Origin of the sequence: uncultured Tateyamaria sp. (genome assembly GCF_947503385.1) — a bacterium.
GTDB lineage: Bacteria > Pseudomonadota > Alphaproteobacteria > Rhodobacterales > Rhodobacteraceae > Tateyamaria.
In genome coordinates this window covers 108,140-124,072 of record NZ_CANNDO010000008.1, presented here as the reverse complement: position 1 = coordinate 124,072, position 15,933 = coordinate 108,140, and the positions used below count along the sequence as shown (strand labels likewise).

14 protein-coding genes are annotated in these 15,933 nt (G+C 61.9%); 3 read left to right on the top strand and 11 right to left on the bottom strand.

Going from position 1 to position 15,933, the window contains the following annotated elements:
* Nucleotides 1-59 precede the first annotated feature (59 nt).
* Nucleotides 60-476 carry a 1-deoxy-D-xylulose-5-phosphate synthase gene (locus tag Q1A85_RS19900; RefSeq protein WP_299693612.1) on the top strand — a complete coding sequence of 139 codons (417 nt, stop codon included), beginning with the start codon at nt 60-62 and terminating at the stop codon, nt 474-476.
* A gap of 59 nt (nt 477-535) precedes the next feature.
* Here the strand turns inward: Q1A85_RS19900 and Q1A85_RS19895 are convergent, their stop codons facing one another.
* The 11 genes from Q1A85_RS19895 to Q1A85_RS19845 all read right to left on the bottom strand — a co-directional run bounded on the left by Q1A85_RS19895 (nt 536) and on the right by Q1A85_RS19845 (nt 12,937).
* Nucleotides 536-898: a type II toxin-antitoxin system RelE/ParE family toxin gene (locus tag Q1A85_RS19895; RefSeq protein WP_299693793.1), complete on the bottom strand. Its 363-nt coding sequence runs from the start codon at nt 896-898 to the stop codon at nt 536-538.
* Nucleotides 882-1,151 carry a type II toxin-antitoxin system ParD family antitoxin gene (locus tag Q1A85_RS19890; protein ID WP_299693757.1) on the bottom strand — a complete coding sequence of 90 codons (270 nt, stop codon included), beginning with the start codon at nt 1,149-1,151 and terminating at the stop codon, nt 882-884. The genes Q1A85_RS19895 and Q1A85_RS19890 overlap by 17 nt, the downstream gene beginning before the upstream one ends.
* Before the next feature lie 64 nt (nt 1,152-1,215).
* Complete coding sequence (locus Q1A85_RS19885) at nt 1,216-2,625, bottom strand: 3'-5' exonuclease (protein ID WP_299693754.1); 1,410 nt, start codon at nt 2,623-2,625, stop codon at nt 1,216-1,218.
* Nucleotide 2,626: 1 nt separating this feature from the next.
* A complete protein-coding gene (locus Q1A85_RS19880) occupies nt 2,627-3,145 on the bottom strand; it encodes a hypothetical protein (protein WP_299693751.1) in 519 nt (172 codons plus the stop codon).
* A 3-nt stretch (nt 3,146-3,148) separates the two neighbouring features.
* Complete coding sequence (locus Q1A85_RS19875) at nt 3,149-4,561, bottom strand: DUF294 nucleotidyltransferase-like domain-containing protein (RefSeq protein ID WP_299693748.1); 1,413 nt, start codon at nt 4,559-4,561, stop codon at nt 3,149-3,151.
* Between the two features lie 111 nt (nt 4,562-4,672).
* Nucleotides 4,673-6,457, bottom strand: a complete 1,785-nt coding sequence (locus Q1A85_RS19870; RefSeq protein ID WP_299693745.1) for a sodium:solute symporter family protein — start codon at nt 6,455-6,457, stop codon at nt 4,673-4,675.
* A gap of 4 nt (nt 6,458-6,461) precedes the next feature.
* Nucleotides 6,462-6,746, bottom strand: coding sequence for a DUF4212 domain-containing protein (locus Q1A85_RS19865; protein ID WP_299693744.1), 285 nt, complete (start codon nt 6,744-6,746; stop codon nt 6,462-6,464).
* A 192-nt stretch (nt 6,747-6,938) separates the two neighbouring features.
* The gene (locus tag Q1A85_RS19860; protein ID WP_299693741.1) at nt 6,939-7,625 is read right to left on the bottom strand and encodes an adenylate kinase; all 687 of its coding nucleotides are present in this window, start codon (nt 7,623-7,625) and stop codon (nt 6,939-6,941) included.
* Nucleotides 7,625-9,592: an acetate--CoA ligase gene (gene acs / locus Q1A85_RS19855; protein WP_299693874.1), complete on the bottom strand. Its 1,968-nt coding sequence runs from the start codon at nt 9,590-9,592 to the stop codon at nt 7,625-7,627. The genes Q1A85_RS19860 and acs overlap by 1 nt, the downstream gene beginning before the upstream one ends.
* A gap of 378 nt (nt 9,593-9,970) precedes the next feature.
* Nucleotides 9,971-11,911, bottom strand: a complete 1,941-nt coding sequence (locus tag Q1A85_RS19850) for a cache domain-containing protein (protein ID WP_299693738.1) — start codon at nt 11,909-11,911, stop codon at nt 9,971-9,973.
* A 9-nt stretch (nt 11,912-11,920) separates the two neighbouring features.
* A complete protein-coding gene (locus Q1A85_RS19845; RefSeq protein ID WP_299693735.1) occupies nt 11,921-12,937 on the bottom strand; it encodes a replication initiation protein in 1,017 nt (338 codons plus the stop codon).
* Nucleotides 12,938-13,557: 620 nt separating this feature from the next.
* On the opposite strand from Q1A85_RS19845, the gene Q1A85_RS19840 reads away from it, so the two are divergent.
* A complete protein-coding gene (locus tag Q1A85_RS19840; RefSeq protein ID WP_299693733.1) occupies nt 13,558-14,760 on the top strand; it encodes an AAA family ATPase in 1,203 nt (400 codons plus the stop codon).
* Nucleotides 14,757-15,746, top strand: coding sequence for a ParB/RepB/Spo0J family partition protein (locus Q1A85_RS19835; protein ID WP_299693731.1), 990 nt, complete (start codon nt 14,757-14,759; stop codon nt 15,744-15,746). Before Q1A85_RS19840 ends, Q1A85_RS19835 begins: the two co-directional genes overlap by 4 nt.
* The last annotated feature ends 187 nt before the right edge of the window (nt 15,747-15,933 follow it).

The window sequence follows — 15,933 nt, the reverse complement described above, 5'->3', positions numbered from 1 at the left end:
CGCCGAGCGAGCCGCCGCCGAGGGATGACTTTAGAGAGCAATGTAACTATCAGGACGGCATGAGACACGCCGATCATTGGATGGACAAGCTACAGCTCGACGAGGAATTACCCTCGCAGTTCCGGCTGTCACGTTCAAAGATCATGTACATCGAAAGCAAGGCAGACGGGCTTGAAGGCCCTGCTGTGATTGGGCGTGTATATTTCTCGAAGTCGGGGAAGACGCTGTACTACAAGGGTCTCAAATTCCAGAGCCTGAAGGGCGCAGGTTTCAAAGCGAACTATTTCGAGACTGAGACCGGTGGTCACTACTGGATTTCAGGGCCTCGGAAAGACCAGAATGATCGTCTGTACGGCGGCAATAGCGGTGTACAGATTGATGATGACGTTCGCGAAGAATACGCCACCCTGATCTCCGGACGACCAGTCCCGCAAGGCTTTTCAGCCCTGCGATATTTGAGGTCTCCGGGCTGCTAAGCCTTGCTACCGTCAGCGCTGTTGGTGACACTTCTGCTTTGCAAACCCAGTAGACATTTCTACTTGGTTGAAACATGCAGGATGCGCTGCAAGATATGCCGCCGGTGATCCTGACCGCCAAAGAACACGCCAAGCACGCGCACCTCTGCCCGCGCCTCGTCGGTGACAAAATAGAACACGGCACTGTCCTTGGTCACGTGGCGCAGCCCGTCCATAATGTGTGGCACTAGCGTGCCCTGAAACGGCACATCGCCCAACCGCGCCAGCGCGTCCTCGATCCCGCGCACACGGGCTGCGGCGCGGGTCAGCGCATCCGCAATTGGTTCGCCAAGGTCGCGATAGGCCCCGAACAGGTGGTCAAAAATGATCTCGATATCCGCGTCGCAGGCCGCGCTGCGCAATACCTTATAGTCCGTGGGCACGGATCTTGGCCGCGATCATGTCATCGGTCCGGCGGCGTCCTTCCTCCGCCGACACAAACGACCCGGCCGCTCGCTCGGCGAAAAACGCCTGCAAGGCCGCCAGTTCCGCCGCTTCACGCTCTTTCTCGGTGCGGACCAGTTCAAGGCCCCGCTGCACAACCGCGCTGACGCTGGAATACTGGCCGTCGGCCACCAACTGCCGGGCAAACTCGTCTTGTTGATCCGTAATCGAAACGGAGGCTTTGACGGACATGCGCATACTCCTGTTGCTACTGAGTAGTATAAAGAGGCGATGACTGCCCGCGCAAGAGGGGCGCTTAGTTCAGATCCTGCAAAAGGCGCCCATGTTTCTTGCTCTCGGAAATCACATCCCGCAGGGTGCGCAGCCCCTTGGCCTCAAGCAGTGGCATCAGCTTGACCAGCGCCGCCGCCGTCACCTGCGCGTCTCCCAGTGCCGTGTGCCGGTGCTCGGGGGGAATGGTGATGCCCAGCCGGTCGCACAGCGCGTCAAGCGTATGCACCTCGGTCGTGCCAAAGACGATGGCCGACAACAACACGGTATCCAGTACCGGATGGTCCCAGACGACCCCCATTTCACCTTCGGCCCGGCGCAAAAAGGCAAGGTCGAAAGGCGCGTTGTGCGCCACCAGAACCGCATCGCGGCAAAACCCGTGCAGGGCGCGACCCGCCGTTGCGAAATCCGGCGCACCGCGCACATCCGCGTCCGACACGTGATGCACCGCCGTGGACGCAGGCGGGATGCGGCGCCCCGGATCAACATAACTGTCCAGAACCTCACCCTCGACAATCCGGCCATTGAGTATACGCACGGCCCCCAATTGCACCACGTCGTCCCGTTCGGTCGACAGCCCCGTGGTTTCGGAATCAAAGGCGACACAGCACAACTCCGACAGGGCTGTGTCCAGCGTATCCGCATCGTCGCCCGCGTTCAGCAGGTCGAAATCATACACCAGCGGACGCGCCGCCTCCGGGGTCAGCGGGATGTCTGGCATGTCGATCAACAGCATATAGCCCGCACCATCCAGCGGCTTCAGCTTGGCAAGGAACGTCATCGCCCCGTCCCTGTCCCGCAGGTCAAAAGCCACCTCGGCCCCGGTCTGGTTCAGCGCCGACTTTGCCCGCCCCAGATCAGCCGCGTAAAAGTAATCGACCAGCGGCGCCTTGAGCCGCGGCGGCGCGATGCCCGACAGGATGTCCGCCGCCTGCCCGTCATAAAGAACAATGCACATCCGTTCGTTCAGCATGATCGTGGCCACGGGAATTTCGGTCAGCAGGGCGGTCAGCCGCTCCGCCTCGGCTTGCAGGCGCGCGGTTTCATGTGCCACGGCTGACGCGGTGTCCATGACGCTGGCGCTCAGGCAATGCGACACCGCCCGCGCCGCCGGGGCCAGATCACCCAGATAGCGCGCCGCATCCGCATCCAGATCGGCATCCACACCCGAATGCGCCCGCAACCGCAACTGTGCCGCCAAGGCGTTGATCGGCTTGGCGACATTCTCGTCAAAGAGGAACCACACCACCGCCGCGAGCCCCATATTGGCAAAGGTAAACAGGACAAAGGCCGACATGAAAGGCGCAGCGGGCAGCGCCGGGTCCGCCCGCGACCAGCCGAAATACAAAGCACCCGCCGCCAGCGCCGCCCCACCCGCCGCCAGCAGGCAGAAGAACAGAAAAATGCGCAGGCGCAGGGACAGGCGGGTCAGCATCTCAGGTCTCGCACACCGTTTTCAGGATCGGATCACCGGCGGGCATCGCCTGCCAATCCGCATCCGCCACCGATCCGTCATCCGCAAAGGCGGCACCGTCGATCAGCACCGCAGACCGCGCGCCTGCGCAATCCAGCAGCATGGGCGTCAGGTTCACCGGCGACCAGCGGCCAAAGAAATACACATCGACCAGCCGTTGATCCGGTTGCGCCGCATTCCGGCGCTGTCCGGCCACATCCACCGCCACAAAGCGTTTGGTGTAAGGCACCGCCTGCGTCCACGGGCGCAACCAGCTTTGTTCGTCCACGGTCAGCGCAATCTCGACCCCCTCGGGCAGCCGGTCGGCTGTGCGCCCGAACCACGTGTATTCGTTCGAAATGGTCATGCCGATCATCCCGGCCCCCGCCGCCACAGGCATCAGCCATTTGGGCAGGCGCCGGGCCAGCGCGATATTCAGCAGCATCACAATACCGGCGCAGCCAATCCCGGCAAATAGGGTCGCGATCAATTCAACAAACATAGCTCATCCCAACGTTCCCGTGCCCGACCCTATGGCCGATTGCATGGTCTTGACGACGACAAAAGCGTCCCGCAGGTGGGCACGCTCCAGACCCGACAGGGTCGCGGGCGGCAAGTGGTTGTCCGGCCCTTGCCCCGCGCGCACCTGTGCCGCCTGATGCGCCAGTCGCGTGGTGGCGATCAGGTCATAGGCGTCCAGCAGGTCCGCCCCCCCTGTCGCGGACAAGGCCCCTGCCCCCATTGCCGCCTCGAACCGCGCGCGGGTGTTGACCTCAACCAACTGCCCACGCAGCGCATAGACGCGACCCAGATCGACCACCGGCACCACCCCGCTGTGCTTGAGGTCGAGCGTGCCCCGCGACAGCCGGTTGAACATGCCCAAGGGCGGCGCGTGCTTGAGCGCGTTGGAAATCATGTGCGCCACAAAGATCGAATTGCGCGCGGCACGGGCCAATGTGTCGGTTTGCAGACCGGCGAACAGATCTTCGTCGCCGCCGATGGGCCGCAGATCAAACATGACCGACGCCAGCATCTGCGCCTCGGGATTTGGCTTGGCAATCCAGCCCTCGAAATAGCTGCGCCAGACCGCCAGCGGCTGACACCAGCGCGGGTTTGTCGCCATCATGTCGCCGGGGCAATAGACGTAGCCACAGGCGTTGAGCCCATCGCTCACAATCTGTGCAAGCTGCGCAAAATAGGGCATGTCGGCCTCGGTCACTGCGTCCGACAGGATCAGGCAATTGTCCTGATCCGACACGCCCGTTTGTTCCCGCCGCCCTTGGCTGCCGCAGGCCAGCCACAGATACGGCACTGGCGGCGCGCCCAGCGTCGCTTCTGCCATGTTCAGCAATCGGCGGGTGACTGTGTCGGCAACATCCGTAATCAGACGCGTGACACTATCGTGCCGCGTGCCCGTGCCCACCAACTGCGCCAGCAGCGTCGGAATGCCCGCCGTCGCCTCGGCCATGGTCGCCACGTCGCCTGCTTCGGCCACACGGCGCACCAGTTCCGCCGACGACAGCGCCTGAAACCGCGTCAAATCCGTCTGGGTCACAATGCCCAGCAACCGCCCGCCCTCGACAATCGGCACGTGGCCAATGCATCGCTCCATCATCATGTGCAGCACATCAAGGCCAAGCGCATCCGGCCCCAATGTCAACGGGTCCGCCGTCATCACCTGCGCCACGGGCAGGTCACGGCCCAGATCGCCCGCCACCACCTTGGCATTCATGTCGCGCACCGTGGCGATGCCGCGAAAGCCATCCGCATCCGCCACGCAAATGGACGAGATGCGCCGCGCCGCCATCATTTGCGCCGCCTCACGGATCGACGTGTCCGGCGCGCAGGTCACCGGGTCACGCGTCATCAACCGCGCAACCGGCAAGGCGGTCAGGTCCTGTGGGGTTGGGGCAGACATGTCGGGCCTTGTCCTTGAAAAGGGGCAGGCCCGCCCACGCATATGCGCGCAGGCGGGCCGATGATCATCAGGCGCATCGCAGGGGGAGAGGCTGCGACGCGCCCCGAGGCCTCAGTGGTCAGCCGCTGCCGCACCCGCTCCACGCGGGATGCGCACGCTTTCCACAAGGTCCTTGATCTCCTGCGGGGTCTCCTTGGTCATGCCCGACACCACATACGCGGTGGCAAAGTTGACCATGGCCCCGATCGCGCCAAACGATGTCGACTTGATCGGCCCCAGCAGCGGGTCAGCATCCGTGAACATGTTTGTCCCCGGAACAAAGAACCAGCCCTTGTGCAGGAAGATGTACAGCAAGGTCACGACCAGACCGGCCAGCATCCCTGCCACGGCACCCACATTGTTGATCCGGGTCGAGAAGATGCCCATCATCAGCGCGGGGAAGATCGACGCCGCCGCCAGACCAAAGGCCAGCGCCACTGTCTGCGCCGCAAATCCCGGCGGGTTCAGGCCGAGGATCACAGCCACCACAATTGCCGCCGCCATCGAAATACGCGCTGCCAGCAGCTCGGATTTCTCGGACATGTTGGGCGTCAACTGACCTTTGAGCAGGTCGTGGCTCACCGCCGACGAGATCGCGAGCAACAGACCCGCCGCCGTGGACAGGGCCGCCGCAAGGCCACCCGCCGCCACAAGGCCGATCACCCAGCCCGGAAGGGACGCAATCTCGGGGTTGGCCAGCACAAGGATGTCGCGGTTAAAGTTGGTCAGCTCATTGCCTTCCCAACCGTTTTCCGCCGCCTTGGCTTGCAGATCGGCATTGGCGTCGTTGTAGTACTGGATTTTGCCGTCGCCGTTCTTGTCTTCCCAATCCAGAAGACCGGTCTTCTGCCATGTCGCCATCCACGCATAGTCAGGATCGCTGTCGATCGCCTCGACGCTCACCGCCTCGCCGCTCGTCCCGTTGGGCCACATCAGCTCGGAAATGTTGAGGCGCGCCATGGCACCCACCGCAGGGGCGGTCAGGTAAAGCAGCGCGATAAACACCAGTGTCCAGCCCGCAGACCAGCGCGCATCAGACACGCGCGGCACGGTGAAAAAGCGCATGATGACATGGGGCAGACCCGCGGTGCCGATCATCAGCGACAGGGTAAAGAGCACCATATTGATGGTCGATCCATGCGCCGCCGTGTATTCGGCAAAGCCCAGATCGGTCACAATGGCGTCCAGCTTGGCCAGCAGCGGCTCACCGCTTTCCACCGTGCCGAACAGACCCAGCGCCGGGATCGGATTGCCCGTCAGCTGTAGCGAGATAAAGACCGCCGGAATGGTATAGGCGGTGATCAGCACGCAATATTGCGCCACCTGTGTGTACGTCACGCCTTTCATGCCGCCAAACACGGCATAGGCAAACACGACGCAGGACCCGATCAGCAGACCCCATGTGGTGTCGATCTCAAGGAAGCGGCCAAAGGCAATGCCCACGCCCTGCATCTGACCGATCACATAGGTGATCGACGCCACCAGCAGGCAGATCACGGCCACCAGACGCGCGGTCGAACTATAGAACCGGTCGCCGATGAATTCGGACACCGTGAACTTGCCGAACTTGCGCAGGTAAGGGGCGAGGAGCAGCGCGAGGAGCACATAGCCGCCCGTCCAGCCCATCAGGAAGGACGAGTTGTCATAGCCCGTAAACGCAATCAGCCCCGCCATGGAGATGAAGGAGGCCGCCGACATCCAGTCAGCCGCCGTGGCCATGCCGTTGGTGACCGGGTGCACGCCGCGCCCGGCGGCGTAAAACTCGCTGGTCGAACCCGCACGGGCCCAAACGGCGATGCCGATGTACAGCGCAAAGGACGCGCCCACAAACAGCAGGTTAAGGGTAAACTGGTCCATCGTCCTATTCCTCTTCCACGCCGTATTGCTTATCGAGCTTGTTCATCCGCCAGGCGTAGAAGAAGATCAGCGCCAGAAAGACGAGGATCGACCCCTGTTGGGCGAACCAAAATCCAAGGTCGGTGCCGCCCACGGGAATACCGCTCAGCAAAGGTCGCAGGATGATGCCAAAGCCAAAGGACACAACGGCCCAGATCACCAGCGAAATTAAGATCATGCGGACATTCGCGGCCCAATAGCCCTTGTCCTGTTCTGCCACACGGGCAGCATTCGTAGATTCATCCGCCATTGCGGCTCCTCCTTTGGTTTCTCTTATAGTGCTGCGATCCGACCCGCCGGGCGTTGACCCAAATCAAGCGATATCGCGCACCGAGATACGCAGCCCCGGACATGCCGGGACCCTCCCGTGCCACGCGGGGTGCGGGCACAGGCGCGGCCACACACACAGCCGCGTTCCGTTTTGTCGTCTGGACCGCCGGGGTTAGCCCGTGGCGTCCTTCACCATCCCCGACAGGGTCGCCGCGATTGCGTCGATCTCTCCCATCGCGTCGAGGGATTGCAGCACACCCTTGTCCCCGTAATAGGCAATCAGAGGGGCGGTCTGCGCATGGTATTCCTTCAGCCGCTGCGCCACGGTTTCGGCATTGTCATCCGCGCGGCGCTTCATGTTGGTGCTGCCACATTTGTCACAGGTGCCTTGCACCGCCGTGGGCTTGTGCACGTCGTGATAGCCCTCACCGCAACCACCGCAGGTGAACCGGCCCGAGATGCGCGCGACCATCGCCGTGTCGTCCACCTCTAGGCTGATCGCCGCGTTGATGTGCTGACCGCTATCCGCCAGCAAGGCGTCCAGCGCCGCCGCCTGCCCCGTGGTCCGGGGAAAGCCGTCAAGGATCACGCCAGCGGCGCAATCCGCATCGGCCAGCCGGTCCTTGAGGATGGCAATCACGATCTCGTCGCTCACCAGCCCGCCCGACTCCATCACCGCCTTGGCGGCCTTGCCCGCTTCCGTGCCCGCAGCCACCGCCGCGCGCAGCAGATCACCGGTCGACAGTTGCACCAGCCCGTGGGCGTCCTGCAACATGCGGGCCTGCGTGCCCTTGCCGGCGCCGGGGGGGCCAAGCAGGATAAACACAGGCGCCGTCGCCGTCACTTGCGCACCATCCATCAGTCAGCACTCCGGTTCATGCGGTTCTCGATCAGGTCATCGACCACCGACGGATCGGCCAGCGTCGAGGTGTCGCCAAGCGCGCCAAAGTCATCCTCGGCGATCTTGCGCAGGATGCGCCGCATGATCTTGCCGGACCGGGTCTTGGGCAGGCCCGGGGCCCACTGGATCAGGTCAGGTTTGGCAATCGGGCCGATCTCGGTCCGCACCCAGGTCTCAAGCTCTTTGCGCAGCTCATCGCTGGGCTCTTCGCCATTCATCAGGGTCACATAAGCGTAGATCCCCTGCCCTTTCACCTCATGCGGATACCCCACGACCGCCGCTTCGGCGACCTTGGCGTGCGCGACCAGCGCGCTTTCCACTTCGGCGGTGCCCATGCGGTGCCCGGACACGTTGATCACGTCATCGACGCGGCCCGTGATCCAGTAATCCCCATCGGCATCCCGGCGACAGCCGTCGCCCGAGAAATAGTAGCCTTTGTAATCGCCAAAATAGGTCTTTTCGAACCGCTCGTGGTCGCCCCAGACCGTGCGCATCTGACCGGGCCAACTGTCCGCGATGCACAGCACGCCCTCGACATCGTTGCCCTTGATCTCTACCCCGCTTTGCGGGTCGAGAACCACCGGCTGGACGCCAAAGAACGGCTGCTGCGCCGATCCGGGTTTCAGATCCGTGGCGCCCGGCAGCGGGGTCAGCATGTGGCCCCCCGTCTCGGTCTGCCAGAACGTGTCAACGATGGGACACGCGCCTTTGCCCACCACCTCGTGATACCATGTCCACGCCTCGGGATTGATCGGCTCACCAACCGACCCAAGCAAGCGCAGCGACGACAGGTCGTACTTTTCGACCCATTCATTTCCCGCCCCCATCAGGGCGCGGATCGCCGTGGGCGCGGTGTAAAACTGCGTCACCTTATGGCGCTCGCACACGTCCCAGAACCGGCCTGCATCGGGAAAGGTCGGCACACCCTCGAACATGATCGTCGTCGCACCATTGGCGAGCGGACCATAGACGATATAGCTGTGGCCCGTGACCCAGCCGACATCCGCCGTACACCAGAACACATCGCCGTCGTGATAGTCGAACGTGTACTGGTGGGTCATCGCCGCATAGGCCAGATACCCACCCGAAGTATGCACCACACCCTTGGGCTGACCGGTCGAACCGGAGGTGTAGAGGATGAACAGCGGGTCTTCGGCGTTCATCTCGGCAGGGGCGGCATAGTCCGACGCCTCCAGCGCCATCTCGTTGTAATCATAGTCGCGGTCCGTCCACGTCGTCTGACCGCCCGTCCGCTTGACCACCAGACATTTCACACTGTCCTTGCAATGCAGCAGCGCGGCATCCGTGTTGGATTTCAGCGGGGTCTCACGTCCGCCCCGGGGCGCGTAATCGGCGGTGATGACAACCTTTGCGTCACAACCGTTGATCCGCGCCCCAAGCGCGTCCGGGGAGAAACCGGCAAACACAATCGAATGGATGGCACCGATGCGGGCACAGGCCAGCATCGCATAAGCGGCTTCCGGGATCATGGGGAGGTAGATGACAACCCGGTCGCCTTTGCGAACGCCCAGCGTTTCGAGGATATTTGCCATTTTGCAAACAGAGCTGTGCAGGTCGCGATAGGTAATATGTTTCGGCGCGTCCTTGGACACGTCATCGGGTTCCCAGATGATCGCCGTCTGATCGCCGCGCGTGTCCAAATGCCGGTCGATGCAGTTGGCCGCCACGTTCAGCGTGCCATCCTCGAACCAGCGGATGTCGATATTGCCCGGCGCAAACGACGTGTTCTTGACCGTTGTGTAGGGCGTGATCCAGTCCAGCCGCTTGCCGTGTTCACCCCAGAACGCCTCGGGGTCGCGAACGGATGCCGCGTACATGTCAGCATAGCCTGCAGCGTCCAGATGGGCGCGGGCCTTTGTCTCTTTGGATGGGGGGAATTTCGCCGCGTTGGGCGCACCTTGCATATTCATCTGTGTCTCCTCCGGTTTGGGCCTTTGTCCGCTTTGCATCGGCTTTCCGGCCCGGGGCGTGCATCACTCGCCTGTTTGAGGGGACCATACACGTTTGTGTAAAAACGTGCGTTGGATGCTGGCTTTGCACAGTTTTTTTGTAAATTTTTGTTCTGCCCCGGCACGCATCTTGTAAATCTGTTTATTTGCAGCGCAATTTTCCCAAGGTTTTCTGCACCGTAGCATTTTCCACCAAAACGGGAACGGTATCCGTTTGCATACTGTTAGCGAATGACATGTCGCGCGCCCAAGATGTGACAAATTGTCAACCGACGGTGACGTATCGACTGTCTACCCAGAATCACGCAGCGCGCCACCGTGTTGAGTCGCCCCTCAGGCGCTGTGCGGCAGCCGCGTTTCGTCCAGTTCCGCAGCGGGCAACCATATCTCGAAACTGGCCCCGCCCGTGTCGCGGTTGCGCGCCCGGATCAGACCACCGGCCCGCTGGATCAGCGTCTGGGAAATCGACAGGCCCAGCCCCGTGCCCTCGGCCTGCTTGGTGGTGTAGAACGGGGCAAAGACATCATCGACCCGCGCCGGGCTGATCCCCGGCCCTGTGTCCTGAACCGTCACGCAAACCCCCGGCACTCCGTCGCGATCCTCGTCTTCAGTTGTCAGGGTCAACGTGCCCTGCGCGCCCATGGCCTGCACCGCGTTCACAATCAGGTTGATCATCACCTGCTGTATCTCACCGGGATCGACGCGCACCGCGTGCAGGGCGTCCAGCCGCGTTTCCACCTTGATATCGGACTGGGAAATCACGTGATTGACCAACACCAGACAATCGGTGATCACCGGTCCCAGCGGCACGGTCTGTTCCAGATCCGCAAACTCCCCCGGACGGGCAAACTGCAACAGCTTGCCAACGATGGTCTGAATGCGTGCAATCTGCCGGTCGACCAGCGCCAGTTCCGTCTGGATACTGTCGCCCTCGTCCCCCAGAGATTCCCGGATCACGTCCATATTGCCCTGAATGACCGCCACGGGGTTGTTGATCTCATGCGCGACCCCTGCCGTAATCTCACCGATCGAGGCGAGCTTTTCGCTCATCACAAGCTGGCGGAACGTCTCTTCCAACTTTTCGTTGGCGCGCTTGAGTTCATCGGTGCGCTGCTCAACCCGGACGTTCAACTCTTCGTCCCGCTCCTGCACCTGATCCAGCAGGTCATCAAGGTGGCCCGCCACTTCGCCAATCTCGCCCGTGCCGCCCATGTCCCCGTTGCGCGCCGACAGGTTGCCGCGCCGGACCAGAAACATGGTGTGGGTCATGCGTTCCAGCGGGGCAAAGATACCTTTGGCCAACCGCAGAAACACCGGCGCCGAAATCAGCAGCACCACGACAAACGCGCCAAGGATGGCAAGAAAGGCATTCCGTTTGGCGGTTGTAAACGGCTCTTCCAGAAACCCGACATAAAGCATTCCGACAGAGGTTCCGAAACTGTCGGTCAGCGGCAGATAGCCCGAGATGTACCAGTCGTTCACCACAAACGCGCGGTCCAGCCATGTCAGCCCCTCGCCCAGCACCTTGCCGCGCACCGCCGCCGATACGCGGGTGCCAAGCGCGCGCACATCCTCGAACAGGCGCACATTGGTCGAAACGCGCACATCTTCCAGAAATAGCGTCGCGGTGCCCTGCCGCGACCCGCCTGTCGCGCCGTCCTGATAGACCAGCGCGTTGATCGTATCGATGAAACCCAGATTGCGGTTCAGCAGGATGCCGCCCACCAGCACCCCGTCACGTCCCGGCAAGGTCACCGGAATGGCCGAATGGATCACCATCCCCCGATCTTCCGCCGTGCGGTCGGTGGGCACCGCGGCCTCCGTCTCGATCAGGGGCAGGCGCGCGCGGGTCGCGAGGTCGGGTGAGATGGCCACCAGCGCCGCGCCCGAGAATATGTCGATCTCTGTCCGCCCCTGCCCTTGGCCTGCGCTGACAATAACCGGCCACGTGTCCGTGACATCACGGCGCGGCAGGTAGTAAAGGAAATCCAGCTCAAGCGCCGCGCGCTTGTCCTCAAAAAAGGCGTCGAAACCTTCGGGCGGCGTTTGCGCAAATTCGACCGATCCCGCAACCGCCTGCAATTCGTCGCCGGTCTCGACCATCAGCCGCGACAGATACTGCTCCGCGATGCGCAAATCGCTCTCTACATTGGCAATCAGCACCTCGTCGTAATCCGCCGTCCACCGCGTCATGCCCAGAAACAAAAGCAGCGGCATCAGCACGACCATCGGCGCAAGCGCGAGGATCAGCAGACGGAGACGAACGGAATTCATGGCATCACGCTACAACAGCGGGTTGTTTTCCGCAAAACTCCGGAAAAAGGCGAGATAGGCGCGGTCGGCATCGCGCGGCGCGTCCTTGCCAGCGGCCCACGCGCGCCACTCCTTTTCCACATGGTAGATGTCATAGCCGGGATGGCGCAGACGCGCCGTCTCGTAAGTTTCGGTGCGCAGCGCGGGGCCTGCCGCCTCCAGCCACGCCGGGCGCGGCTTGAGGTCTTCGGTCGTGCCTTCCATACGCGCGCGGCGCCCAACTTTGGAAAAGGACAATTCGCGCTCCGTCTCTGCGGTCCCTGCCCCGTCCTTGCGCCACCATTTCAGCTCGATATGGGTCACCCGCCGCCCCGTTTTAATCGGCGACACCTCGACCACGTAATCCGACAGCATATTCACCTCCGCCACCGCAGGCTCAATCGCCCGCAGTTTCAGGTTCGACCACGAGGTCAGTTTGCCCTTGGGCACACCCAGCACCCCGCGCAGATCGTCCAGCGCAAATTTCTCGGACGAGCGATAGCGCAGGTTCCCGCGTTTCTGGATCATTTCATAGAGCGTCAGCGCGTATTTCGAACTCAGCGCGAACATCACCTCCCGTTGCAGCCGCGCAAACACGGTGCTGTCCTTGATGATCTTGCGCAGCCGCTGCGGGATCTCGTATTCCAGCACCCCATCGCGCCGCGTCGTCTCGATATTGCCGCCCAGCAATTGCACCCGCTCAATGGCGTCTTCACCCTCATGGGTGACCTTCACCTTGACGATGGCCCCCATCAACCGCTCGACAGAATCCCCCACGCGGTCGTTGGAATTGTGCGAGCCACGCAGGTCCGCCTTGGCAATCACGTGGGTCACCGGCTTTTCGATCGCGTCCCACGCATTTTCCAGAAGCTGGTTGTAAATGCGCCGGTCGGCCAGCGTCAGCGGCGTGACCTCCACAAGGTCCACCAACTCTCCGGGTTTGACCAGGCTCTGCGCATTTGGCCGCGCGTCGATGGTCCGGTATGTTTGCGATGGGCGCTGCGCCATGCTGCTCTTCTCTTACCTCTGACGGGCAGTGTGACGTAAGAATAACAGCCGCGCCCACAGCCGTCCACGAAAACGAGGGCACCCAATTTGTAAGGATAAGACAAAGGCCGGGACTCAACGCACCGCGCAAGCGATTCGAAATACACCCAAAAATCAAAGGGCTGAGTCGCCGCACGGAGTCACCCAAAACGTAAGGATTAGACCCCACCCAAGACGTAAGGTTTGCCGTCCCCGCATGTAGGTTTTTGCATCCCCGCATGTAAGCGGATCAACCCCTATATGTAAGGTTTCGAGCGACTTTATACAAAGGTTTCAATGTCTTGGCCTTTGGGAACACTGAACTCTAAGAATTTTGAATAGAGGGGTGATTTGTATTTAGATGTTTTGGGGGTTCCGGTTGCATATCGCTGCTCTCTGCCTGCACAGTCGTACATAATGGGTTCTGTTGCCCAGAATACCGGCTACACGTCCACACAAGGGTTGGTCCGCGTCTGATTTCCATCCTTTCGCAGCCCCTTCGCCAATTTCCGCTTTTTTCAGGCCTCTGTCCAAAAGTTTGCACTTGAGGCAAAGGCCAGCACCCGTCATGATTCGCGCCAACGCACCCACAAGAGGTCCCTATGGAGCAGTCCGCCCTACCCCCCGTCTCCCTTGAGGAGTTGGACAAGCTGGCCACACGCGCCTCGACTGTAATCGACCGTCTGCGCGACCGGCTTTATGCGCCCGGCGCACAGAAAATGCTGGACCTGCGGTTCAACGTGAAACGCGCCGCAGACATGGTCGGGCGCAGTGACAAGCTGATCCGCGATGCCGAGGCCGATGGCCGCCTGCCCATGCCGGAAAAAGACCCTAACACGGGCCGTCGCACTGGCTATTCCCTGTCGGACGTCAACCGGATGCGGCAGGTGTTCGGCACCCTGCCCCACCGCGCCGACAGCGACCCGGCAATGGTGCTGGCGATCCAGAACTTCAAAGGCGGCGTCGGCAAATCCACGATGGTCTGCCATTTTGCTCAACACCTCGCCCTGCGCGGCTACCGCGTCTGCGTCGTGGATTGCGACAGTCAGGCCAGCACGACCTCTGTTTTTGGCCTCAACCCGGATGTGGATGTCGATGAGGAGGAGGACACGCTTTACCCCTTTTTTCGCCATGGCGGGCCGCAAGACCTCAGCTATGCCCTGCGCGCCACCTACTGGCCGAATATCGCGCTCATCCCCGCCAATCTGGGTCTCTATGATGCGGAATATGAATTCGCCGCCCGCATGGCCCGCGAGCAGGTGTTTGTGCTGGACCGGCTGCGCAACGGGCTGGAGACCATAAAGGACCGCTTTGACGTCATCCTGCTCGACCCGCCCCCGGCCTTGGGCATGTTGTCCCTGTCTGTGTTGCGTGCCGCCGACGCGCTGGTGATCCCTGCCCCGCCCAACAACATTGATTTCGGCTCTACCGCGCACTTTCTCAAGATGTTGGGTGCCACGCTCAACGAACTCGCCCGCCACGGGGGTACGCGCGATTATGCTTTCGTTAAGATCCTCGCAACCAAAATGAACGACTCGAAATCAGCGCATATGGCGATCAAACGGATGATGGACGCGGTGTTCCCCCTCGACATGTTGCAAGCGGTGCTCAAGGACAGCGCCGAAATCGACAATGCCGCGGCGAACCTCAGCACGGTCTACGAACTCACCGGCCCCGCCACCCGGACCGAAACCCACAAGCGCTGCCGCGCCTATCTCGATGCCGTGTGCCGCGAGATCGAGGTGCTGATCCGCAAAACATGGCCCAGCCACCATGCGGGCCTGCGCAAGGAGGGACTGCTATGACCCGCAAACACGATGCGATCTTTGACGATGTGCTCAGCGATCTGGACAGCGCGCCGGATGCCAGCGACCGCGCCGGCGCGCGGTTCCTGAAGCGGTCGACGGCAATCAGCGACAGGCTGGCCGGAGAGGTTGAGGAAAAGACCCTGCGGTGGGTCGATCCCGCCCGTTGCCGCATGTGGGACCGGCACAACCGCGATTACGCCCTGCTGACCGAAGACAATTGCCGCGACCTGATCGACGGTATCCGCAGCCAAGGCCAACAGGAATTCCCGGCCATTGTGCGCCCCGTGGACGACCCCGATTACGACTTCGAAGTGATCTGCGGTGCGCGCCGCCATTTCGCCGTGTCATGGCTGCGCGCCAACAATTACACGCAGTTCAAATATCTGATTGAGGCCCGCCAACTGAGCGACGAAGAGGCGTTCCGCCTCGCCGATATCGAAAACCGCGACCGCGAAGATATCTCGGATTATGAACGGGCGCTGGACTATGCTGATGCGGTTGCGCGCTACTATGGCGGCAAGCAAAAGGCGATGGCCGAACGGCTCGAGGTCAGCCAGCCATGGCTGTCGCGCTATTTGCAACTGGCCAAGCTGCCCCAAGCCATCGTTGATGCCTTTCCCAACATCCGCGAGATTCGCGAACGCAACGCGCGCGAGCTAAAGCCGCTTTTGGCGCAGCCAGAGACCGCGCGCGCTGTATTGGACGAAGCAAATGCCATAGGCCGCACACAGGCACAGGCCCGCAGCGGGCGCGGGTCCTTTGTGGATGCCGCAACCGTCATGCGGCGGTTGTCACGGGCGGGCAAACCGCTGCAACCCAAAGCCGAAACCGAAGGGCGCATCTATCGCCGCACCCCGCATGACAAAGGTGTCGCAGTGGTCCAGAAGGGCCGCAAGATGCGCATGGAGTTTGACAAGGACATGTCCCGGACCCAGCTCGAAGGGGCGTTCGCCGCCTACCTCAAGGCGACCTTCGACGGATGAACCCAAGAAATTGCCCATGGGCAATTCCTGTGGCTGATGCGGAAATTGCCCGTGGGCAATTCAAGGCTGGGCGGACAATCTGACCCCGGTCCACCCCACAACGCATACGGACCAAGACAGACTGACACCGCCACAGAACAGGGCTGGTATCCCCCCGCAAAACCGTCCAATTTCAGGCAAAACAAGC